The sequence below is a fragment of the Shewanella sp. KCT genome (assembly GCF_007636505.1).
Classification (GTDB): domain Bacteria; phylum Pseudomonadota; class Gammaproteobacteria; order Enterobacterales; family Shewanellaceae; genus Shewanella; species Shewanella halotolerans.
In genome coordinates this window covers 16,711-38,701 of record NZ_LVDJ01000010.1, presented here as the reverse complement: position 1 = coordinate 38,701, position 21,991 = coordinate 16,711, and the positions used below count along the sequence as shown (strand labels likewise).

The window sequence follows — 21,991 nt, the reverse complement described above, 5'->3', positions numbered from 1 at the left end:
CTCACATTAGCCCCTGACGTTAACCACTCAAGTTAGTCCCTCAAGGTCAGTCATTATCGCCAGAGGCTTACAGGCAGTAGAGGTGCTGACAGTAACGCTTTGCCGAGGCGCCCCAGCTGAAACGCTTCTGACTGGCATTGTCACAGATAACATGCCAGGCCTCCTTGCCGATGAGCGGCAAGGTCTGCGCCAGCACCTCCAGCAAGGCACTCGCCTGCTCCGCCAAGCTATCGCCGTAGAAGACGAAACCGTCTTCGCCATGACTCACCGTATCTTTGAGGCCCCCGACGCCATGAACCAGACAGGGCTGAGCGGCCCGCATCGCCAGCATTTGGCTAATGCCGCAGGGCTCGAAGGAGCTGGGCATGATAAACAGGTTACCGCACTCGTACAGGGTGTCAGACAATGGCAAGTCGAAGCCGTTGACAAAGAGCAGGTTCTGATAGCGCCCGGCAAGCTTTGCCAGTTGCGCCTCTATCGCCTGATCGCCGCTACCCAGGATAGCCATCAGGCCGTTAGGGGCGTGATCAGCCAAGAGCTTTAGCAGATATTCTAGGGTGCTGATACCCTGCTCATCACGATAGCAGAGGATCGCCATCTTCTGATCCGTCAGGCGCCCTACAGAGGTCAGCAGCAGCCTAGGGGCATCCTGAAACTCCGATTGTCGCCTCAGCCGGGCAAGGGTCATCAGCGCCTGCTGATCCACGCTGCGCACCCAAGGTGTCTGGCATAACCAACCTTGTATCGCCCGCTCGGCGCTATCGATGAGCGGCAACAGCTTGTCGGTGTTGCCCCTGAGCAGCGCCTGACGTTTGCTGAGCTGACCCGAACGTTTCAACTTACTCGGATACTCGCAGCCGTTTAAGATGCCATGCAGCGCGCCCGCTTGCTGCTTCTGCTGAAGGTCCGCCTCCAGCCCTTCGCCGCCAATAAACCCCTTGTCGGGCGATGAGGGACGCAGCACCTCCTGGGCATAGCTGGGGGACACCAGATGCACGCGATCGCTCAGCACTATGGCGGCGCGCAGTGGATTGAAACATTGGGGATACCTGGGATCTGTCACCTGATTGAGCGCATCACTGCCAAGCGAGGCAAACAGACTCGGCAACCAGGCCTGCAAGGAGGAGTGCTCCTGAGTTAAGGGGCGCGCCCCCTGAATCGCCAGATTGTGGATAGACAGCACACAGGGGATCGCCTGCAGCGCTGCATACTCGGGGGCAAAGGCCCGCAGCAGCGCCAGCACGCCGCAGTGCCAGTCGTGCAGATGCAGATGGTCCGGCCGAGGCATCAAGCCGGACAACACCGCCTTGGCGACCCCGAGGCAGAACAGGGCGAACTTGTTGGCGTCCTCGGCGAAAGGGCGATCGCTCGCCCCCGGGGTGTAGATCTTACCGCCCTGATCGAACAGCGGGTGATCCAACAAGAAGAGGTTCACCTCAGGCAGACTGGGATGCGCCGCGCGGTAGAGGGTCAGCCAGTGGGGCTGACCATAGAAGTCGACCACCAGTTCACCCAGCGGCTCGGCTTTCTGCTGACGATGCAGAAAACCATAGCTTGGCATGATCACATCGCTACACACACCCAGCGGATAGAGGGCGCCCGGCAGGTCACGGATCACATCGGCCATGCCGCCCACCTTGGCGCCCTTGAGCGCGCCATTTTCGGCGGCGACCATCAACACGCGCTTCATGGCGCTCTCCCCTTGCGTCTTACTCATAACCCACCGGTAGCCCCAACATGTCACGGGTCACCAGGGTGATCCCACCTTCCGAGACCCTAAAGCCCCGCGCCCTGTCGTGATCATGGTCATGGCCAATTACCGTACCCTCGGGGATGATGCAGCCTCTGTCTAAGATGGCGTTCTTGATCTGGCAGTGACGCAGCACCACCACATCGGGCAGCACCACAGCGTTTTCCACCGTAGAGTAGGAGCAGACCTGCACCTCGTTGAACAGCACGCTGCGTCTCACGGTCGAGCCCGAGATGATGCAGCCACCGGAGACGATGGAGTCCACCGCCATGCCGCGGCGCTCGTCGTCATCGAAGACAAACTTGGCCGGCGGCAGCTGCTCCTGGAAGGTCCAGATGGGCCACTTGGCATCATAGAGATTCAGCGCCGGGGTGGGCGATAGCAGCTCCATGTTAGCCTGCCAGAAGGAATCCAGGGTACCCACGTCGCGCCAGTAGGCCTCCTCATCGGTGAAGCCGCTTCTGAACGGGTGGGCGTAGACCTCGTGGCCCTCGATGATCGATGGGATGATATCCTTGCCAAAGTCGCGATCCGAATTCTCGTTCATGGCATCTTTCTTGAGCTGCTCGAACAGGAATTCAGTGTTAAACACATAGTTCCCCATAGACGCCAGACACATCTCGGGATTTTCCGGCAGATGCTTGGGCAGCTCAGGTTTCTCTTCGAAACCGAGGATCTTGTTGCGCTCATCCACCTCGACCACCCCAAAGGCGCCCGCGGCCTCGGCCACAGGTACCTCGAGGCAGGAGACCGTCATATCGGCGCCCGACTCGGCATGGGCGGCCAGCAGGCCCGCATAGTCCATGCGATAGACGTGATCGCCCGAGAGGATCATCACATACTTAGGCAACTCGTGGCGTATGATGTCGATATTCTGAAATACCGCATCGGCCGTGCCCTTATACCAGCTCTCGGAATAACGCTGAGAGGCGGGCAGGATCTCCACCGACTCACCCAGCTCCTTCTTGAAGTGGCCCCAGCCGCGCATCACGTGGCGGATCAGCGAATGCGACTTGTACTGGGTCACCACGCCGATGCGGCGAATGCCCGAGTTGATGCAGTTCGACAGCGGGAAGTCTATGATGCGGAACTTGCCCCCGAAATAGAGCGACGGCTTGGCGCGCCAATCGGTCAATTCATGCAGACGTGAACCTCGCCCCCCGGCCAAGATTAATGCATAGGTTTCTCGGGTTAAATTACTGATATAACGTGGGCTAGGATTCATGTTAGGCATAGGTACTCACTCCTTGAGATAAAAAACACACCAGTTGCTTGGGCGCCGCGGCGACCCGACTTAGCTCGATAAACGTCATTAGGCTATCCCCCAGATCTCGTCTCGATATTGACCAATGGTGACATCGCTGGAGAAGCGACCACTGGCGGCGGTATTGCGTATGCTCATCTGTGTCCAATGGTGGGGATCCCGGTAGGCCTTGGCCGCCTGCACCTGAGCGAGCCGGTAAGACTCGAAATCGGCGGCGGTCATCCAAGGGTCCCGAGGACAACGTATGCTGTTAATGATGGGATCGAATATCCCAGGCTCAAGCAGATTAAAGTGGCCACTCTCCAGCAGGCTCATCACCTCGGTCAGCGCCTGCGACTTGGCGATAAAATGCTGGGGATCGTAGTGGGGTCTCAAAGCCTCCACCTCGTCGGCCCTCAGGCCGAAAAGGAAGAAATTATCCTCACCCACCTCTTCGAGCATCTCGATATTGGCGCCATCAAGGGTGCCTATAGTGAGGGCGCCGTTCATCATAAACTTCATGTTGCCGGTGCCCGAGGCCTCCTTGCCGGCGGTAGAGATCTGCTCGGAGAGATCCGTCGCCGGGCAGATACGCTCCATGGCGCTGACGTTATAGTTGGGGTAGAAGGCAAAACGCAGATAAGGGGTCACCAGAGGGTCTGAGTTGACCATATGGGCCACATTATTAGCGAGCTTGATCAACAGCTTGGCCATGGCATAGCCAGGGGCCGCCTTGCCGCCGATCAGCACGCACCTAGGGGTGATATCCGTGAGTTTGCCCTGCTGGATCTGGTGATACAGGTGGATCACATGCAGGATATTGAGCAGCTGACGCTTATATTCGTGAATGCGTTTCACCTGCACATCGAACATCATCTTAGGGTCGAAGCGAACATCGCACTCCTGCTCCACCAGCTCGGCCAGCTGCTGCTTGTTGCCATGCTTGACCTCCTGCCAGGCCTTGAGCAGCCCCTCGTCATCGGTGAAGGCGTTGAGGGCGCTGAGACGGCTAAGATCTTTCACCCAGCCTTCGCCTAATCGCTTGCCCAGCAGCTCGGCCAGCGCGGGATTACTCTGGGCCAGCCAGCGTCTCGGCGTCACACCGTTGGTCTTGTTGTTGAACTTCTCGGGCCAGAGGGCATAGAAGTCCTTAAACAGGCCAGAGGTTAACAGCTGAGTGTGCAGCCCGGCGACACCGTTCACCGAGAAGCTGGCGACAATCGCCAAGTAAGCCATGCGGATATGGGGCTCATCGCCCTCTTCGATGATCGACATGGCTCGCAGCTTGTCGCCATCGCCCGGCCAATGGTGAGCTACCATGTCCAGGTAGCGGGCGTTGATCTCATAGATGATATCCAGCAGCCTGGGCAGCATGTGGGCGAACATGCGCACCGGCCAGCGCTCCAGCGCCTCGGGCAGCAGGGTGTGGTTGGTGTAGGCCATGGTCTGGCTGGTGATCTCCCAGGCCTGATCCCAGGAGAGACCATACTTGTCCATCAAGAGGCGCATCAGTTCGGGGATCGCCACACTGGGGTGAGTGTCGTTAAGCTGCATCACATGCTGGCGGGCAAAATCCCTAAAGTCGGGACCGCGCTGGCTCACCCAGGTATTGAGCAGATCCTGCAGGCTGGCAGAAGAAAGAAAATATTGCTGGCGCAGCCTCAACTCCTTACCGTTCTCGCTGGCGTCATTGGGATAGAGCACCATGGTGATCTGCTCCGCCAGGTTCTTACGGGCCACCGCCTCCGTGTAATCCCCCTGGTTAAACTCCTCGAGATCGAAATCGTCGGTGGCCTCAGACTTCCACAGTCTGAGGGTGTTTATCCGCTCGTTACGATAGCCGGGCACAGGGATATCATAGGCCACCGCCAGCACATCCTGAGTCTCCACCCAGGTGTATTGACGCTTACCGTCACGGTCGATATAGGACTCGGTATGGCCGAAGAAAGGCACAGTCACGTTGTGGCTTGGCACCCTCACCTCCCAGGGATTACCGTCCCTGAGCCAGCGGTCGGGGCGCTCCACCTGATAGCCGTCACACAGCTTCTGGGCGAACATGCCGTACTCATACCTTATGCCGTAGCCGGTGACATTGAGATCCAGGCTGGCGCAGCTGTCGAGGAAGCAAGCCGCCAGGCGTCCCAGGCCGCCGTTGCCCAGCCCGGCGTCATGCTCCTGAGCCTCCAGAGTCTCCAGCGCCACCGCATAGTCTTTCAATACTTGGGCGCTCTCGTTGTTCATATCCAGATTCAGCAGCGCATTGCCAAGGGCCCGCCCCATGAGGAACTCCAGCGAAAGATAGGCGACCTTCTTGTTGCCCGTCTCACGATCCAGCTGGCGGGTGGCGCGCCACTTGGGCAGCATCTGATCTTTCACGCTCATGGCGAAGGCGTAAAACAGCGCCTGCTCGTCGCGCTCCTTGGGGGTCAGGCTCTTGTCGATATGACGCTCGAAACAGGCCCCCAGGGTCTCACAGGGATCGCAGATAAGGCTGTCGACCTTGGCTTCAACCTTTACCACAGGCTTGCTGCTAGTCTTACTCGTTTTAGTGGACTTCACCGGCTTAGCTGTCGAACTCATCTAGACTCTCCTTTGGCTGAAGGCTCTTTTAGCGCTGAGGGCTCTTCTCTCGCTGAGGGCTCTCCCGTCACCAAAGGCGCCGAGGTAAATTGGGCGTAATAGATCATCAGGCTGCGGTCCTGCAGCACCAGGCTGGCGCCCTGTAGCAGGGCCTGATAGGTGGCGGACTCGCCATACTGGGGACTGTCCTGGGTACTGAGCAGACACTGCCACTGCACAATCCCCTCGAGGCTAGGGAGGGTGAATTGTTGGGGCCTGTTGTCGGCGTTAAACATCAGCAGCAGCGCCTGACGGCAACCGGCCTGGGCCTCCAACTCGCCGCTGATCACCAGGCTCAGGGTGCGGGTCTGCGCCTCGCCCCAGTGGGCCTTGGTCATGGGCTCGCCCTGCCTACAGAACCAGTCCAGCCCAGGCGAGGTATGGTTGGCACTCTCGTGGATATAGTCTCTGTGGCATAGCATGGGGAAGCGGCGGCGCAGCTTGATGAGGTTAGTGGTGAAACTCAGCAGTTCGTCGCTATCGATATCCTTGCGCCAATTGAGCCAGCTAGCGGGATTGTCCTGGCAATAGGCGTTGTTGTTGCCCAGCTGGCTATGGCCCACCTCATCGCCGGCAAGCAGCATGGGCACACCCTGAGACATAAACAGAGTGGTGAGCATGTTGCGGCACTGGCGGGCACGCAGTGCGGTGAGCGCCAGCTCGTCGCTCTGTCCCTCAAGGCCATAGTTGTCGCTGTAGTTCTCGTTGTGGCCGTCGCGATTCTGCTCGCCGTTGGCCTGATTATGCTTGTGGCGATAGCTCACCAGATCCATCAGGGTAAAGCCATCATGGCTGGTGATAAAATTGATGCTGGCGGCGGGCTTGCGGCCGGCGTGTTCGAACAGATCGCTGGAGCCATGAAAGCGGGTGGCGAACTCGGGCAACATGCCGGCATCGCCGCGCCAGAAACGGCGCACCGTATCACGATACCTGTCGTTCCACTCGCTCCAGCCAATGGGGAACTGCCCCAGCTGATAGCCACCTGGGCCTATGTCCCAGGGCTCGGCGATAAGACGCACCCGGCTAAGCACAGGATCTTGGCTGATGGCATCGAAGAAGCCGGAGCCCACATCGAAGCCGTGATCCTCACGCCCCAAGGTACTGGCCAGATCGAACCTGAAGCCGTCGACCCCCATCACCTCGACCCAGTAGCGCAGCGAGTCCATCACCAGCTGTAACACCCTGGGATGGGACAGGTTGAGGGTGTTGCCGCAGCCGGTGTCATTGATGTAGTAGCGCGGCTCGCTGGGGTGCAGACGGTAGTAGCTGAGGTTATCTATCCCCTTGAAGCTATAGGTGGGCCCGAGACGATTGCCCTCGGCGCTATGGTTGTAGACCACATCCAGGATCACCTCTATGCCAGCGCCGTGCAGGGCGCTGACCATGTCGCGAAACTCCTCTATCGCTCCATCGCCCTCAGACTCGCTTATTGACTCGCTTAGGTAGGCCTGATGGGGCGCGAAATAGCCTATGGTGTTGTAACCCCAGTAGTTCGTCAGCCCCTTCTGCTGTAGGAAGGCCTCGGTGACAAACTGCTGCACGGGCAGAAGCTCGACGGCGGTGACCCCAAGGCTTTTCAGGTGTTGTAGGCTGGCAGGGTCGCCGAGGCCAGCGAAGCGGCCACGACGCTCACTGGCCACCTCGGGATTTTGCTGACTAAAGCCCTTCACATGCAGCTCGTAGATCACGCTGCGGCGCAGGGACAGCGGGCTATCACCCTGATCGAAGGGATTCACCAGGGGCGTTATGGGCTTGAGGTTTTCGAGATCTACCACCACACACTTGGGCATCCGCTCGGCGTTATCCAGCTCGCAGAAGCTTAAGTCTTCCTGCTCGTGACCAAACTGATAGCCGTAGTGGGATTTATGATCTTCGATGGCGCCGCTCAGGCGCCTGGCGTAGGGGTCGAGCAGCAGCTTGTTGACGTTAAATCTGTGGCCAATCAAGGGCTGATAGGGGCCATCGACCCGATAGCCGTAGCGGCAACCCGCCCTGAGCCCAGACACATGGCCGTGCCAGATCTGCTGGGACTGACGCTCGAGACGCAGCCTGGCCACTTCCCTATCCTCCTCGTCAAACAGACAGAGGTAGACGGCAGTGGCATGGGCGGAAAACAGCGCGAAGTTCACCCCCTCGCTATCTAAGGTTGCCCCCAAGGGATAAGGCTTGCCGTGGGTCAGTCGCATGACGTACTCTCGTCCAGTTCCAGCACCAGACAGGCTAGCGGCGGCACACTGATGCAGGCACTCTGGGCCTGACCCTGATAGGTCTCCTGCTCGGTGTGGATGACGCCCTGATTGCCCACGTCGCTGCCGCCATAGTAGTGGCTGTCGCTGTTGAGGCGCTCATGGTAGCGACCAGGCTGCGGCAGGCCGATGCGAAACTCGCGGTAGACCTCTGGGGTCATGTTAACGATAAAGATCAGCTGCTTGTCACCGCTCTGGCGGATAAAACTCAGCACGCCGGCGCTGGCGTTATCGCAGTCGAGCCAGCTAAAGCCCTCGCCGTGGTGATCGTCGCCATAGAGGGCCACGCTCTGACGATAGAGGCTGTTGAGATCTTTCACCCAGCGCTGCATCCCCTGGTGGGGCTCGAACGCCAGCAGGTGCCAGTCCAGGCTATGCTGATGGTCCCACTCGTCGCGCTGGGCAAAATCCGCGCCCATGAAGAGCAGTTTCTTGCCCGGATGGCCCCACATGAAGCCCAGATAGGCCCGCAGGGTGGCAAACTTCTGCCAGTCATCGCCGGGGATCTTATGCAGCAAGGAGCCCTTGCCGTGCACCACCTCGTCATGGCTCAGCGACAGGATGAACTGCTCGGTAAAGCAGTACATCAGGCTGAAGGTCAGCTCGTTATGATGATGGCTGCGATGGATGGGGTCCCGGCCAATATAGCTCAGGCTGTCGTTCATCCAGCCCATGTTCCATTTGAAGCCGAAGCCCAGGCCGCCCTCATCGACCCGCTTGGTAACGCCGGGCCAGGCGGTGGACTCTTCGGCGATCATCATGATGCCGGGAAAGCCTTGGTAGAGGCGGGTGTTGAGATCCTGCAAGAAGGCGATGGCATCCAGATTCTCGCGCCCACCATGGGAGTTAGGCAGCCACTGATGGGGCTCGCGGCTGTAGTCGAGATAGAGCATGGAGGAGACGGCATCCAGGCGCAGACCATCTAAATGAAACTCCTGCAACCAGTAGTGGGCGTTGCTGAGCAGATAGCTCTGCACCTCGCCGCGGCCGTAGTTGTAGATAAGGGTGTCCCAATCTGGATGCTCTCCCTGACGGGGATCCTCATGCTCATAGAGGCAGGAGCCGTCGAAGCGGGTCAGCCCATGGGGATCCTTGGGGAAATGCGCCGCGACCCAATCGAGGATCACCCCTATGCCGGCCTGATGACAGGCATCGACGAAGGCCTTGAGTTCGTGAGGCTGGCCGAATCTGTGGGTCGGCGCAAACAGGCCGACCGGTTGATAGCCCCAGGAGCCGTCGAAGGGATATTCGCACAGGGGCATCAGTTGCAGATGGGTGTAGCCCATCTCGACCACATAGGGGATCAGCTGATCGATAAGCTGGCTATAGCTGAGGTACTGCTCGCCGTTTTCCCCCTGGCGACGCCAGGATCCAAGATGCACCTCATAGATGGAGATGGGCTGATCGTGCCAGCTCTGCTTAGCCCGCTTCGCCAGCCAGCGCTTATCCTGCCAGGCATAGTCGAGCTGGGGCGGTACGATTGAAGCGTTGCCCGGTGCGCCCTGCATGGCGCGGCCGAAGGGATCGGCCTTGAGCAGTCGCTCTCCCTCCTGGGTGACAATCTCATATTTATAGTGAGTCAACGCCTTCATCGAGGGGATGAAGATCTCCCACACGCCATTGGCCGGATGGTGGCGCATCACCTGACGGCGACCGTCCCAGTCGATGGCATCGTGCACCAGGGAGACCCGCTTGGCATTGGGCGCCCAGACACAAAACTGCACGCCGCTCACCCCATCGACCTCACGCCAGTTGGCGCCCATGAAACGATAGGCCTGCTCCTGACGTCCCTCGCTGAAGAGGTACAGCGCCTCATCACTCAGCAGGCTGGCATATTGGTAAGGGTCGTTTAACTCCTCGACGCTAAAGGGATAATGCACCCGCAAGCGATACTCGAAGGGGTTGATGCGCCGCCCGGCGAGTCCGGCGAAGATCCCCTCATCGTGGCACTTGTCCAGCTCGGCCACCTTACGGCCATCCTGCTTGGCGATCAGCTCGACGCGCTCGGCCCCCGGCAGAAAACAGCGCACCACCAGGCGTTTGACCAGGCTTACCGCCTTAGCCTCCTTGACGCCCTTACCCGCTTTAGTCGCCGGGGCCATCTCGATGGCGTGCATCCCCAACAAGGCGAAGATATCCACGTAATCGGCAGCCAGCAGGGCTTCAATTTCACTTGGCGCTATCAGTGGTGTCGGCGCAATCACTGGTGTCTGCGCAGGTCTCTGCACTGGTATCTGCTTAGTCATCTGGTTATCCCTTTGCTTGTCTGTTTCATAGGAGTGTCATAGCTGTGTCATCGGCTGAAAACAGGCTGACGAAGGCGATCGCCTGCCCGGCAAAATTGCTCGCTGGCCTCGGCCGAGCTGCGTCCCTCGACGATGCGGCGTAGCAGGCGCTTTATCGAGGGCGACTGTCTCAGGCTGGTCAGGCTATAGGGCAGCCGTCGCTGCCAGTTGGCATATTCCTGCCAGGTGCCGGGGATGTTGACCCCGTGCCGCTCGCAGCAGAGATCCGCCAGTTGCACGCTAAACAGGCGCGAATGAGAACGCGCCGCCACCGTCACCCAGGCGCTGAGCAGAAGCAGATAGTCTTCCTCCAGCGAGGCCGTTTCACCGTTGGCCTCGAGCCAGGCCAGCAGCTGCTGGCGCTCGCCGTCGCGTCGCGCAAGGGCATGCTCTAGCGCCTGGTCACTTTCAAGAAGTTCCAGTTGACGCTTAAGATGCAGGTCACTCTGAGACCACCAGGCCAGTAGCGTAGGCACGTCATGGTTGGCCAGCATCATCAGGCTGTCGGCCCTGTGATCTTGTGGCGACTTGAAGGCCTCGCCCTGCCTGCAGAAATAGAAGAGTTCGTTGGCATAGATGCCACCATCGCTGAGCTTGGCGCGCACCTCGTCCGGCACTATGCCGAGATCTTCGCCTATCACCACACAGTTGCTGCGCATGCTCTCAAGGCGCACGATCGCTAGCAGGGTGTCTATGGGGTAGTACACATAGGCCCCGGGAGCCTCTTTGGGCTCACTCGGCCACCACCAGAGACGCAGCAGCGCCATCACATGATCTAGCCTGAGGGCGCCGTAGTAGCGCATGTTGCTGCGGATAAGGGCAATAAAATGGCTAAAGCCCGACTGGGCCATGGCGATAGGATCCGGCGGCGTCAGCCCCCAGTTCTGCCCCTTGGGGGCAAAATCATCCGGCGGCGCACCTATGCTGGCCTGCTGGCAATAGGCATCTCGATTGTGATGCACCTCGGCGCCATCGCCGCGCACGCCAACCGCCATGTCGCCGATAAGGCCAATGCTCATGCCCGCCGCCAGTGCCTGATGCTGACAGGCGATTAGCTGCTCGTGGGCGACAAACTGTAAGTAACGATGCAACTGGGGATCTGCGGCCATTTGCTCTCCCTGGGCCGAGGCCTTGTCAGCCTCCAGCTGGCAGAAACTGCTCAGCGCCTCCCCTTCCTGGGCCACAAACTGCATGAAGGCCTGCTCGCGCGCCCCACCACTGCCCAGCACATCGCGGCTAAACACCTGATAGAGGGCGATAAAGAGGCGATACTTGAGCTGGGTGAGCTTGGGGTAATCGAGCCAGTTGTCGCGGTTGAGACGCTCGCGATCCAGGGCGAGAGTTTGCAGCAGCGGCGCTATCTCATTGGCCTCGGGGACTTGCTCGATATGAATATAGAGGGGATTGAGCCTGCGTCTGTCGCTCGGGCTGTAGGGGCTGATATAGGCCTCTTCCAGATTGAAGGAATCCCCCAGGGCATGGAGCGGATTGAGCTGAATAAAGTCGCAGCCATAGCCCCCGAGCCAGGCGATCAAGGCCCCCAGATCGCCAAAGTCCCCTATGCCCCACTGACTGTCGCTGCGCAGGCTATAGAGGGCAATACTCACCCCCCAGGGTTTATCCGTCTCCCGTAGCTGTTTAGCCTTGGGCGGCGCCAGTAGCCAAGTGCCGTGATGGCCCTCGGTTTGCCAATCTAAAACACTGGCATCAACGGCGGCTTTACTGAAAATCACCTGCAGCTTGTGATAGCCCATGGGCAGGGATTGCCCCTGAGTCAGGTAAGGCGCGATGGATACCTTATAGCGGTAATAGAGGTGAGGTTCACAATAATAGTCGCCCACCCGCTCCAGCGCCGCAAAAGGTATGCTCATCTCGAGTTGAGTACCGCCTTCGGTGAGGATGTGCACCCTAAGATCGCCCTGCATCTCGGCCGGCAGCGATAAGATAAAGCTTGGCTCAGTCAGACAGGCAAATTGAAAGACCGCCAGGGGGCGCTGCCAGGGCGCGACGTCGAGGTCGAAATTACGTTCTTCAATCGCCTCACCATTGGCGGCGACGAAACCATCTGGGCTGAGATCATCCAGATGAAACTTGGGCTGAGTACAGTTAGCCAGCAGACAGGCGAGAAGCCCTAAGCGCTCGGCCTGGCTATGGTGCACCACGCGGCCCGAGTAGTCGCTATAGCTGGCGCCTACGCCCTGCAAATAGAGTAACTTTTCTAAGCCCATCGCCCATTTCCCTGCTAGTCAGTCAAACTGCCCTATTTCCTTGAGCAGTAAACATGCCAAGCACAGGTAACAGCTTGACGACAGATTTATGTCAATCCGATGAACTCTTTTTAAGCATAATAATCAACAATTTATAAAACTAGCTTTTTGGGTAAGGCTGATGAGGTGACTGGACGATCGGGCGTTTGATGAAAATCAGCCTGCACAAATATTGTGCAAGCGACCTAATTAGATGCACAGAAAATAAACAGCTAATTATCGGGTGCTTTGGCCGCAATGAGTCAATTTCAACTTATGAAAGTTAACGTGATAGATTTTCGAAATTGAAAATCAGTCAAATTTCGTATTTGTCATAAATTTACAAATTTAGTCGTATTGATCTAAGTTTTTGCCATGCTTTCGACTGGATAACCGCTATTTATGAGGAAGATCACACCTTTGCGATAACCGCGTTGGTACTTTAGTTACCAGAAAAGATAACAACTTTTAACTTTAAGCATAAAAAAGGTGATTTTATGGCTGCTAAATTTTTTATCCCATCAGTCAACGTATTAGGACAAAATGCTGTTGACGACGCAATTGGTGATATTAAAACCTTAGGCTTTCAGCGCGCGCTGATCGTCACCGACAAGCCACTGGTAGAGATCGGCCTTGTGGGTCAGATCGTCGAGAAGTTTGGCGCGGCGGGTATCACATCGACTATCTTCGATGGCGTGCAACCTAACCCAACAGTAGGCAATGTCGAGGCGGGTCTGGCGCTACTCAAGGCAAATGACTGTGACTTCGTGGTATCTCTGGGCGGCGGCTCACCACACGACTGCGCCAAGGGTATCGCCCTGGTTGCCACCAACGGCGGCAACATCAAGGACTATGAAGGCCTGGATATGTCGGCCAAGCCGCAACTGCCGCTGGTCGCCATCAACACCACAGCCGGTACCGCCAGTGAGATGACTCGTTTCTGCATCATCACAGACGAAGCCCGTCACATCAAGATGGCAATCGTCGACAAGCACACCACGCCTATCCTGTCGGTAAACGATCCCGAACTGATGCTGCTCAAGCCTGCTGGCCTGACCGCCGCAACCGGTATGGACGCCCTGACACACGCCATCGAGGCCTATGTCTCTATCGCCGCCAACCCTATCACAGATGCCTGCGCTATCAAGGCGATCGAGCTTATCAAAGATAACCTGGTAGAAGCGGTTGAGAATGGTAAGAGCCTTGAAGCACGCGATCAGATGGCTTACGCTCAATTCCTGGCAGGTATGGCCTTTAACAACGCCAGCCTGGGTTATGTTCATGCCATGGCGCACCAGTTAGGCGGTTTCTATGACCTGCCACACGGCGTCTGTAACGCCCTGTTGCTACCACACGTTCAGGCCTACAACGCACAGGTTGCCGCGCCGCGTCTTAAAGATGTTGCCAAGGCAATGGGTGTCGATGTCAGCGCCATGACAGACGAGCAAGGCGCAACGGCCGCAATCGATGCGATCAAGGCGCTGTCTGTTGCGGTGAAGATCCCTGAGAACCTCACCAAGCTGGGCGTGAAGGCAGAAGATATTCCAACGCTTGCCGACAACGCATTGAAAGATGCCTGCGGTCTAACTAACCCTAAACAGGCGACCCACGAAGAGATCTGTCAGATCTTCACCAACGCGCTATAGGCTAGCCTAGCAAGTTTCGAATTTCTCCCTGCAAGTAGAAATTCCCCAAGGCCCACCTCTGGTGGGCCTTTTTAATCACCGCACAGCTATTCCTTCTCTTTCAGCCAAAACTGCTTTCTCTCGATCAGTTTTTTATCATCAGGTGTACTGGCTGGTTAAAATTTACCCCACTCGAGTGAGGTCACTCTTATCGAGCTTCCCGAGTCAAAGCCTCGGCAAACGGCCGAGATACAAACAAAATCACTCATCTAGCAATGAAACACCCGGCTTTTCGAAGTTTTTATCATAAAAATCCAGCACTAATAGCTAAATACTCTTTTCATGTCACACTTTTGGACTAGTCCCTTCGGATACATGTGTTATAAAATGGTGTTAGCTCGCTTTTTCCCTGCAAAGATTCAGCTAGCTAAAAGGCTCGTCGGCAACTATTGCCGGCGAGCCTTTTTCTTCTCCCTGATGTTCCGCACTATCACTCAGCCACAACAAATGACAAAGAGAGACCTAAAGTACCCGAGAGGCAGTAACTTTTTTTATTACCATAAGCCCATGAAAGCACTGCCATATAAATTTTGCGCAACAGGTATCCTCCATGATGGCGAAAATAAACCCTAGGTAAATGGCTAAAGTGTGTTATCTTAGTCGGGCTCTGTTGTTCAGGGTTATTAGTTTAAAGTATCAAGTAAAAGTCAAAACCTTAGTCAAATCTTCACCATTTTTGTCCTCAGTTTTCCCTTAGCTTCATCGTAATACTCAATAATTCAACGGCTCGGCATACCGCAACGTCGCGGATTTTTTAAATGAATTGAATAAGGGACAAATATGTCTAATACAACTGGTACCGTTAAGTGGTTTAACGAAGATAAAGGTTTTGGTTTCATCGAGCAGGCAAATGGCGGCGCTGATGTGTTCGTGCATTTCCGCGCTATCGTATCTGACGGATATAAGACGCTAGCCGAAGGCCAAAAGGTCACCTTCGATGTTGAGCAAGGTCAAAAAGGCTTGCAAGCTGCGAACGTAGTTCCGGCTTAATCGAACGATTCGATAAAAAAAGGCGACTTCAAGTCGCCTTTTTTGTGCCCAGATTTTAAGGTTTAACTCAAGTTTTAACTATTGGCTCGTTGCGCCTTCACCCTTCATGCGCTCACGCAGCTTCTGCATGATGACGTAAAACACAGGCACTAACAGGGTGCCCACCAGGGTCGCCGCCATCATACCGCCAAAGACGGAATAACCCAGGGCGCGACGACTACCGGCACCGGCGCCTGTGGCAATCACCAAGGGTAATACCCCCAGCAGGAAAGAGAAGGCGGTCATGAGTACGGCGCGAAAACGCAAACGCGCAGCGGTTTCTGCCGCATCCAGAATACTCTTGCCCTCCTCCCTGAGCTGTTTGGCAAACTCGACGATCAGGATAGCATTCTTACAAGCCAAACCTATCAAGAGCACCAGGCCTATCTGGGCGTAGAGGTTGAGCTCGCTTCCCACCAACAAGATGTTGAGGAAGGCCCCCAAGATGGCGATCGGCACCGCCAGCATGACCGCGAAGGGAATGCTCCAACTCTCATACTGGGCCACCAGGAACAGATAGGTAAACACCAGGGCCAGGGCGAAGATCAGCGGCGCCAGGTTGCCCACCTTGATCTCTTGGTAGGTCTGCCCCGTCCACTCAAACTTGTAGCCTGCCGGCAAGGTTTCAGCTGCCGCCCTTTCCATTGCCGCAATGGCATCTCCCGAGCTAAAGCCTGGGGCCGGGAAGCCGTTGATGGTAGTCGAGCTGAACATGTTATAGGCGTTCATCACATCCGGCCCCAGGATAGGCGTCACCTTCACCAATGTGCTCAGGGGCACCATCTCGCCACTCGCCGAGCGGACATAGAAGCTCGCAATGTCTTTGTCGGAATTTCTAAACTCGCCTTCGGCCTGGAGTATCACCCGGAACACCTTACCAAAGCGGTTGAAATCGTTGACATACATAGAGCCGAGCATGGTCTGCATGGTGGAGAAGATCTCATTTAAGGAGATCCCCAGCGCCTTGGCCTTGTCTCTGTCCACATCCACATACATCTGTGGCACGTCGGCGCGGAAGTTACTAAAGGCCATGGCGATTTCACTCTGCTCGTTGGCCTTCATGATAAGCGCCCGCATCACAGAGGCTAACTCCTGGGGCGAACGCCCTTGGGTATCCTGCAACACAAACTCGAAGCCGCCGACACTCCCCACACCCGGGATAGGTGGCAGCGAGAAGGCCATCGCCTTCACCGACGGATTGGCGGCGTACTTGGCCTGTAACCTGGCGACGATCGCCTCCTCCACCATGTCGGGCGAGTCTCGCTCCTCCCAGCTCGACAGGGTCACGATCATCAGGCCGCCGTTAGAGGAAACAGAACCGGTCAGGATGCTAAAGCCACTGGCATGGATCACATTCTCCACGCCAGGCTCAGCCAGCGTCAGCGTCACCAGCTCACGCATCACCTCTTCGGTGCGATTGAGTGAGGCACCATCGGGCAACTGAATATCCACCATGAAGGCCTTCTTATCTTCCATGGGCACGAAGCCCGATGGCAACACCTTGGCGATACCGCCGGTGACGCCGATCAAACAGGCGTAGGCCACCCCCACCAGCACCAGCTTACGCACCAGTGAGGAAACCAGCTTCATATAGCCGCCGGTAAAGCGCTCAAAATAGGTGTTAAACAGGTAGTGGAAGCCATGGGTGTGTTTCTTGGGTGGCTTCAACAGGGAGGCGCACAGTGCCGGACTCAGGGTCAGGGCGTTGACCGAGGAGATGAGCACAGAGATACAGATGGTCACAGAGAACTGGGCATACATCTGCCCTGTGATCCCCGGCATCACAGCCGTGGGGGCAAACACCGCCAGCAGCACTAAGGTGGTGGCGATAACGGGGCCCGTCACCTCTTTCATCGCCTTGGAGGTCGCCTCGGTGGGCGACAGCCCCTCATCTTCCATCAGGCGGGTGACGTTCTCCACCACCACAATGGCATCATCCACCACGATACCGATCGCCAAGATAAGCGCGAACAGAGAGACGGTATTGATACTCATGCCGAAGGCCAACAGGAAGGCGAAGGTACCTATCAAAGAGACGGGAATGGCGATCCCAGGCACTAGGGTCGAGCGCGCATCCTGCAGGAAGATATAGACCACAAACACCACCAGGGCGACCGAGATAAACAGGGTCTGCACCACCTCGGTTATCGAGGTCTCGACAAATTCTGTGGTGTCATAGAGCACCTTGTACTCGAGGTCGTCCGGGAAGCGGCTGGCGAGGGTCTCCATCTCGGCCTTTATCGCATCGGCGACCTCCAGGGCGTTGGCGTCCGGCGCCTGATAGATGGCGATGATGGCAGAGGGTTTGTTGTTAAGCTTACCCTGGGCATCATAGGTCTGAGAGCCCAGCTCGACCCGGGCGACATCTGAGACGATCACCTTAGAGCCATCGGGATTAGCGCGTATCATCACCCGGCCAAACTCCTCGGGATCTTTCAGGCGTCCCTTGGTCTGCAGGGTATATTGAAACTGCTGCTGGGGGTCCACAGGCGCGGCGCCGATACGACCGGCGGCCACCTGAATATTTTGCTCTCTCAGGGCGGCAATCACATCGCTGGCGGTCACGCCGAAGCTGGCCATCTGGTTGGGATCGAGCCAGATACGTATGGCGTAGTCCAGGGCACCTATCACCTGCACCTTAGAGACCCCCTTCTGCCGCGCCAGGGCGTCTTTGACGTTCAGGCCAGCGTAGTTGGTGATAAACAGGGAATCGAAGGTCTCGTTGGGGCTAACCAGGTTTACCACCATGAGGATGTTGGGGCTCTGCTTCTCAACCTTAACCCCCTGACGTTTCACCTCCTCGGGCAGTCTGGGCATCGCCTGCTGCACCCGGTTTTGCACCTTCACCTGGGCCATGTCGGCATCTGTGCCCACATCGAAGGTGACGTTGAGGGAGTAGCTACCGTCGTTGGCGCTCTTGGACTGCATGTAGAGCATCCCCTCGACGCCGTTGACCTCCGCCTCTATGGGCTGGGCTATTGTGTCTTTGACTATGTCGGCGCTGGCCCCGGAATAGCTGGTGCTGACGCTCACCTGTGGCGGCGCAATTTCGGGGAACTCGGCCACCGACAAGATGGGGATGGAGATCAAGCCCACCAGAGTCAGCACGGTTGAGATCACGAAGGCAAATTTCGGCCTATGAATAAAAAACTCACTGATCATAATGACCCCCGATTAGGCATCGTTAGCTTCTTGGAAAGGCACCGCCTGCTGCTCGACAGCCTTCACCTCGATACCCGGACGGATCTTCTGCAGACCATCCACCACAATACGTTCGCCCTCGTTGAGGCCACTGAGCACACGCCAGTCGACACCGAACCTGTCACCCAGCTCGACCACCCGCTTCTGCACCTTGTTGTCACCATCCAGCACCATGACGAAACGTCCCTGCTGATCTTCCTGCACCGCCGCCTGTGGAATTAAGATGGCCTGCTCGCTAATGGGCGACTCGATAACCAGAGTCACAAACAGCCCGGGCAGCATCAGCTTACTCTCATTGTTGAAGGTGGCCCTCAGTTCTAGGGTACCGGTGGCGGCGTCGACTCGGTTGCTGACAAAGTCGATATGCCCAGTCTCGTCAAACATGGTGCCGTTGGGCAGGCGCAGACGTATCACGATATCCGAGAGCTTCACCTCATGTTTGGCGGCCTTGGAAAAGTTCTGTTTGGCGGAGATGATGGTCTTCTCGGCGACTTGGAAGTTGACCCACATGGGCTGCAACTGCACCAGGCTGGCCAGCTCAGACTGAGGCGTGATGATATCCCCCTGGCTCACCTTGGCGCCGCTGATACGGCCAGAGATGGGCGCGTAAACCTTGGTATAGCTCAGCTGCAACTCGGCGGCCTTCACTGCCGCTTCGGCCTGCACCACCCCCGCCGCCGTGGTCAGCTTACGACTGGTAAGCTCATCCATATCCTGGGCGCTGATCATGCCATCGGGTAGCAGGCGACGGCCACGCTCCCAGTTCATCACTGCCACATCGCGCGAGGCGATCGCCTGCTTGAGCACCGCCTGTTGCTGCGCCAACTCGGCCTCGAAGGTGGAGGGGTCTATCTCAAACAGCAGCTCGCCCGCATCTATGTCATCACCCTCGACAAAGGTGCGCTTAAGCAGCTGTCCCTGGATCTGCGACTTGATCACCACATCTTCCGATGCCCGGGTGCGACCGACGATCTCCGTCTTGGCGCGGATCTCCTTCACCTGGGCGGTGTTGACCACCACGCTGGGCATAACCGCAGGCCCGGGGGCCGGCGCCTTGCCACAGGCCGCGAGCAGCAGCGCCGAGCTAAACAGGGTGAGTATAGAAAGAGGTGAAGCGTTTCTACCAAGCATTAGGGCCTCCAGAGCGCCAAGCGACAATTCATGGATAACTTTCATCAGACGGCAGACAGATGAGAATGACGGGCAGCGTCATTTACAACTGCTTATCATATTAGTAACAAGCTAATGCTTTCACCAGGAATAGCAAGGCCAATTAACTGACTCATTTGGCATTTTTTAAATTTTTCATCTTGGATTAGCGGCGCGGGTCAGTGGATTTTTCTGAGCGTGAGTTTGAACAAAATAGGCCGATTCGGGTTAAAAACGTCTATTAGCTGATGCTTTATTAAGCAGATGGCAAAATGGGCTTAAAAATGAGACACAGCACAAGGTTATGGCCAATCCTATCGTGCTACAACAGGTCAAGGGTCTTCTCCCATGGCCGGGTAAATCGGCAAATACAGGACGAATAGTTGTTGACCCTAAAGAAATGCAGTGCCTATGATGGCCCTTGTATCCATAATCAGGAAGGTAATTTATGACAGCCATTTCTCATGTCTATAACTATACAGTCAGATGCCCGCACATTAAGGATCCCGCTCACCCAACTACATGGCAAAACCATATTGAATTCAATCAGTCATGCGAAATCGGTCTGAATCGCATCACCAAGTGGCACGACAGATCCGGCCACCGTATCTTCGAACAAGATGGCTTTATCGTCAGAGAAGCCGATGGTGAGAGTGCCTACTTCTCGATGCAGAGTGATCGCCTGAAAAATGATGGTCACATCTTAGTGACCTTTAAGATCTTCATGGACGATGCCACCAAAGACAGCTCGGTGCAGGAAATCATGGCGCATCTGATCAAAGACTATCACCAGAGATTATCTAAGCTCGACTCTGCCGCGTAGCCATCCCCCTGAGCCAGATCACACACAAGATCTGGCTCACATTTTTCTGCTCACAAAACAATCTAGATCACATTTACGCCGCACCAAAATGTGACAAACACTAGATAAAATCTCAAAAAATAGAAACAACATCACTTGCAAAACAATTTGTTATATACAAAACCGCTATTTTTACCCGCTTAATCACGCCAATTTAGGCTAATTGCCAAAACATCACCTCAAGCTTACACTTTTCTCGATTCAAGACAATTTTGCTGGCAGAACAATGCCGGTCAATCATCAACTTAAGCTGAATATAGGAGCAATAGCCTCATGGGTGCAGTGGCCAATATCGTCATCGTTGGCGGTGGTGCGGGTGGGATGGAGATAGCGACCAAGCTGGGTCGTAAACTGGGACGTAAGGGCAAGGCCAAGATCACCCTTATCGACTGCGCCGACAGCCATATCTGGAAACCCCTGCTGCACGAGGTCGCCACTGGGGCGCTGGATATCGGCATAGACGCCATCAGCTACCGAGGTCATGCCGCCGCCCACGGCTACCATTTTCAGCAGGGGGCGATGACAGATATCGACCGCGAGCACAAGCAAGCGATCCTGGCGCCCATCCTAGACGAAAAGGACAATGAACTCCTGCCCGCCAGGCGCATAGACTACGACTATCTGGTGCTGGCCATCGGCAGCATCGCCAACGACTTCAAGATCCCTGGGGTCAGGGAGCACTGCGTCTTCCTCGACAATACCCAACAGGCGATGCAGATCCGCACCATGCTGCTCAACAAATTTATGCGTTATGCCAGCCACCACCAGCTGGACGACAAGATCAAAATCGCCGTGGTCGGCGCTGGAGCGACCGGAGTCGAGATGTCGGCCGAGATGCACCATGCGGTGGAGCAGCTCAGTGGCTTCGGCTACAAGATAGATACCAGCCTATTAGAGGTCACGCTGATCGAGGCAGACTCGCGCATCCTGCCCAAGGTGGAGAAGCAGGAGATCTCCCAGGCGGTAACGGATCAGCTCAATCAGATAGGCGTTCGGGTCATGACCAATACTCGCATCGACCGGGTGGATGAGACTGCGCTGCATACCTGCGACGGCCAGACCATCGCCAGCGACATGACTATCTGGTCCACCGGGGTGAAGGCCCCCGACTTCATGCGTGAAATTGGCGGCCTGGAAAGCAATCAGATCAATCAGGTGATGGTTAAGCCCAATATGCAGACCACCCGGGATCCCCACATCTTCGCCATCGGCGACTGCGCCGCCTGCCCGCAGCCAGACGGCTCCTGGGTGCCGCCGAGAGGCCAGTCGGCGCGGCAGATGGCGCTGATGACGGCGGACAACATCAGCCTGATGCTAGCCGGGCAGCCTCCCAGAAAGGAGTACCTCTATAAAGATCTCGGCTCCCTGGTAAACCTGTCCAAGTTCCATACCGTGGGCAACCTGATGTCCTTCATCGGCGGTGGCGTATTGGTGGAAGGCAAGATAGCCAGGTTCGTCTATACCTCACTCTATCGGCGCCATCTAATTGAACTACATGGGATATTTAAAGGCACCCTGTTGATGTTCGCCAAGGGGATAAGCCGTATCATCCACCCTCACCTCAAGCTGCACTAAGACGTTAACCAAGTGACAATCGAGGTGCACGTCGAGCGCCATTCGAATGCCTAGGCCTGCTTATTACTAGCCTCCCTTTTGGGGAGGCTTTCGCTCGATGG

Annotated in this window: 12 protein-coding genes; 4 read left to right on the top strand and 8 right to left on the bottom strand. The window is 56.6% G+C overall.

Annotation, left to right across the window (positions count from 1 at the left end):
- Nucleotides 1-67 precede the first annotated feature (67 nt).
- The 6 genes from AYI87_RS14440 to malQ form a co-directional block, all read right to left on the bottom strand.
- Entirely contained in the window at nt 68-1,717 is a 1,650-nt protein-coding gene (locus AYI87_RS14440; protein ID WP_144203278.1) for a glycogen synthase, read from the bottom strand.
- Nucleotides 1,710-2,984, bottom strand: a complete 1,275-nt coding sequence (gene glgC / locus AYI87_RS14435; protein WP_011864973.1) for a glucose-1-phosphate adenylyltransferase — start codon at nt 2,982-2,984, stop codon at nt 1,710-1,712. The genes AYI87_RS14440 and glgC overlap by 8 nt, the downstream gene beginning before the upstream one ends.
- Before the next feature lie 78 nt (nt 2,985-3,062).
- A complete protein-coding gene (locus tag AYI87_RS14430; RefSeq protein ID WP_144203276.1) occupies nt 3,063-5,573 on the bottom strand; it encodes a glycogen/starch/alpha-glucan phosphorylase in 2,511 nt (836 codons plus the stop codon).
- Nucleotides 5,570-7,798, bottom strand: coding sequence for a glycogen debranching protein GlgX (gene glgX / locus AYI87_RS14425; RefSeq protein ID WP_144203274.1), 2,229 nt, complete (start codon nt 7,796-7,798; stop codon nt 5,570-5,572). The genes AYI87_RS14430 and glgX overlap by 4 nt, the downstream gene beginning before the upstream one ends.
- Nucleotides 7,789-10,104, bottom strand: a complete 2,316-nt coding sequence (gene glgB, locus AYI87_RS14420; protein ID WP_144203272.1) for a 1,4-alpha-glucan branching protein GlgB — start codon at nt 10,102-10,104, stop codon at nt 7,789-7,791. Before glgB ends, glgX begins: the two co-directional genes overlap by 10 nt.
- Nucleotides 10,105-10,151: 47 nt before the next feature.
- Nucleotides 10,152-12,371: a 4-alpha-glucanotransferase gene (malQ, locus tag AYI87_RS14415; protein WP_144203270.1), complete on the bottom strand. Its 2,220-nt coding sequence runs from the start codon at nt 12,369-12,371 to the stop codon at nt 10,152-10,154.
- Nucleotides 12,372-12,886: 515 nt separating this feature from the next.
- Between malQ and yiaY the strand changes: the two genes are divergently transcribed.
- Nucleotides 12,887-14,035: an L-threonine dehydrogenase gene (gene yiaY / locus AYI87_RS14410; RefSeq protein ID WP_144203268.1), complete on the top strand. Its 1,149-nt coding sequence runs from the start codon at nt 12,887-12,889 to the stop codon at nt 14,033-14,035.
- An 819-nt stretch (nt 14,036-14,854) separates the two neighbouring features.
- Nucleotides 14,855-15,064 carry a cold-shock protein gene (locus AYI87_RS14405; protein WP_144203266.1) on the top strand — a complete coding sequence of 70 codons (210 nt, stop codon included), beginning with the start codon at nt 14,855-14,857 and terminating at the stop codon, nt 15,062-15,064.
- A gap of 78 nt (nt 15,065-15,142) precedes the next feature.
- On the opposite strand, the gene AYI87_RS14400 is transcribed toward AYI87_RS14405, so the two are convergent.
- Together AYI87_RS14400 and AYI87_RS14395 are read right to left on the bottom strand one after the other, a co-directional pair.
- Nucleotides 15,143-18,265 carry an efflux RND transporter permease subunit gene (locus AYI87_RS14400; protein ID WP_144203264.1) on the bottom strand — a complete coding sequence of 1,041 codons (3,123 nt, stop codon included), beginning with the start codon at nt 18,263-18,265 and terminating at the stop codon, nt 15,143-15,145.
- A gap of 12 nt (nt 18,266-18,277) precedes the next feature.
- On the bottom strand, nt 18,278-19,435 hold the full coding sequence (locus AYI87_RS14395) for an efflux RND transporter periplasmic adaptor subunit (RefSeq protein ID WP_144203262.1): 1,158 nt from the start codon (nt 19,433-19,435) through the stop codon (nt 18,278-18,280).
- A gap of 466 nt (nt 19,436-19,901) precedes the next feature.
- Here AYI87_RS14395 and AYI87_RS14390 point away from each other — a divergent pair, with 466 nt between their 5' ends.
- Both AYI87_RS14390 and AYI87_RS14385 read left to right on the top strand, forming a co-directional pair.
- On the top strand, nt 19,902-20,276 hold the full coding sequence (locus tag AYI87_RS14390) for a cytoplasmic protein (RefSeq protein WP_144203260.1): 375 nt from the start codon (nt 19,902-19,904) through the stop codon (nt 20,274-20,276).
- A gap of 312 nt (nt 20,277-20,588) precedes the next feature.
- The gene (locus AYI87_RS14385) at nt 20,589-21,890 is read left to right on the top strand and encodes an NAD(P)/FAD-dependent oxidoreductase (RefSeq protein WP_144203258.1); all 1,302 of its coding nucleotides are present in this window, start codon (nt 20,589-20,591) and stop codon (nt 21,888-21,890) included.
- Nucleotides 21,891-21,991: the final 101 nt, after the last annotated feature.

Coding starts and splice junctions, on each gene's coding strand:
- AYI87_RS14440 (WP_144203278.1), bottom strand. CDS start 1,717: ATGAGTAAGACGCAAGGGGAGAGCGCCATGAAGCGCGTGTTGATGGTC.
- glgC (WP_011864973.1), bottom strand. CDS start 2,984: ATGCCTAACATGAATCCTAGCCCACGTTATATCAGTAATTTAACCCGA.
- AYI87_RS14430 (WP_144203276.1), bottom strand. CDS start 5,573: ATGAGTTCGACAGCTAAGCCGGTGAAGTCCACTAAAACGAGTAAGACT.
- glgX (WP_144203274.1), bottom strand. CDS start 7,798: ATGCGACTGACCCACGGCAAGCCTTATCCCTTGGGGGCAACCTTAGAT.
- glgB (WP_144203272.1), bottom strand. CDS start 10,104: ATGACTAAGCAGATACCAGTGCAGAGACCTGCGCAGACACCAGTGATT.
- malQ (WP_144203270.1), bottom strand. CDS start 12,371: ATGGGCTTAGAAAAGTTACTCTATTTGCAGGGCGTAGGCGCCAGCTAT.
- yiaY (WP_144203268.1), top strand. CDS start 12,887: ATGGCTGCTAAATTTTTTATCCCATCAGTCAACGTATTAGGACAAAAT.
- AYI87_RS14405 (WP_144203266.1), top strand. CDS start 14,855: ATGTCTAATACAACTGGTACCGTTAAGTGGTTTAACGAAGATAAAGGT.
- AYI87_RS14400 (WP_144203264.1), bottom strand. CDS start 18,265: ATGATCAGTGAGTTTTTTATTCATAGGCCGAAATTTGCCTTCGTGATC.
- AYI87_RS14395 (WP_144203262.1), bottom strand. CDS start 19,435: ATGCTTGGTAGAAACGCTTCACCTCTTTCTATACTCACCCTGTTTAGC.
- AYI87_RS14390 (WP_144203260.1), top strand. CDS start 19,902: ATGACAGCCATTTCTCATGTCTATAACTATACAGTCAGATGCCCGCAC.
- AYI87_RS14385 (WP_144203258.1), top strand. CDS start 20,589: ATGGGTGCAGTGGCCAATATCGTCATCGTTGGCGGTGGTGCGGGTGGG.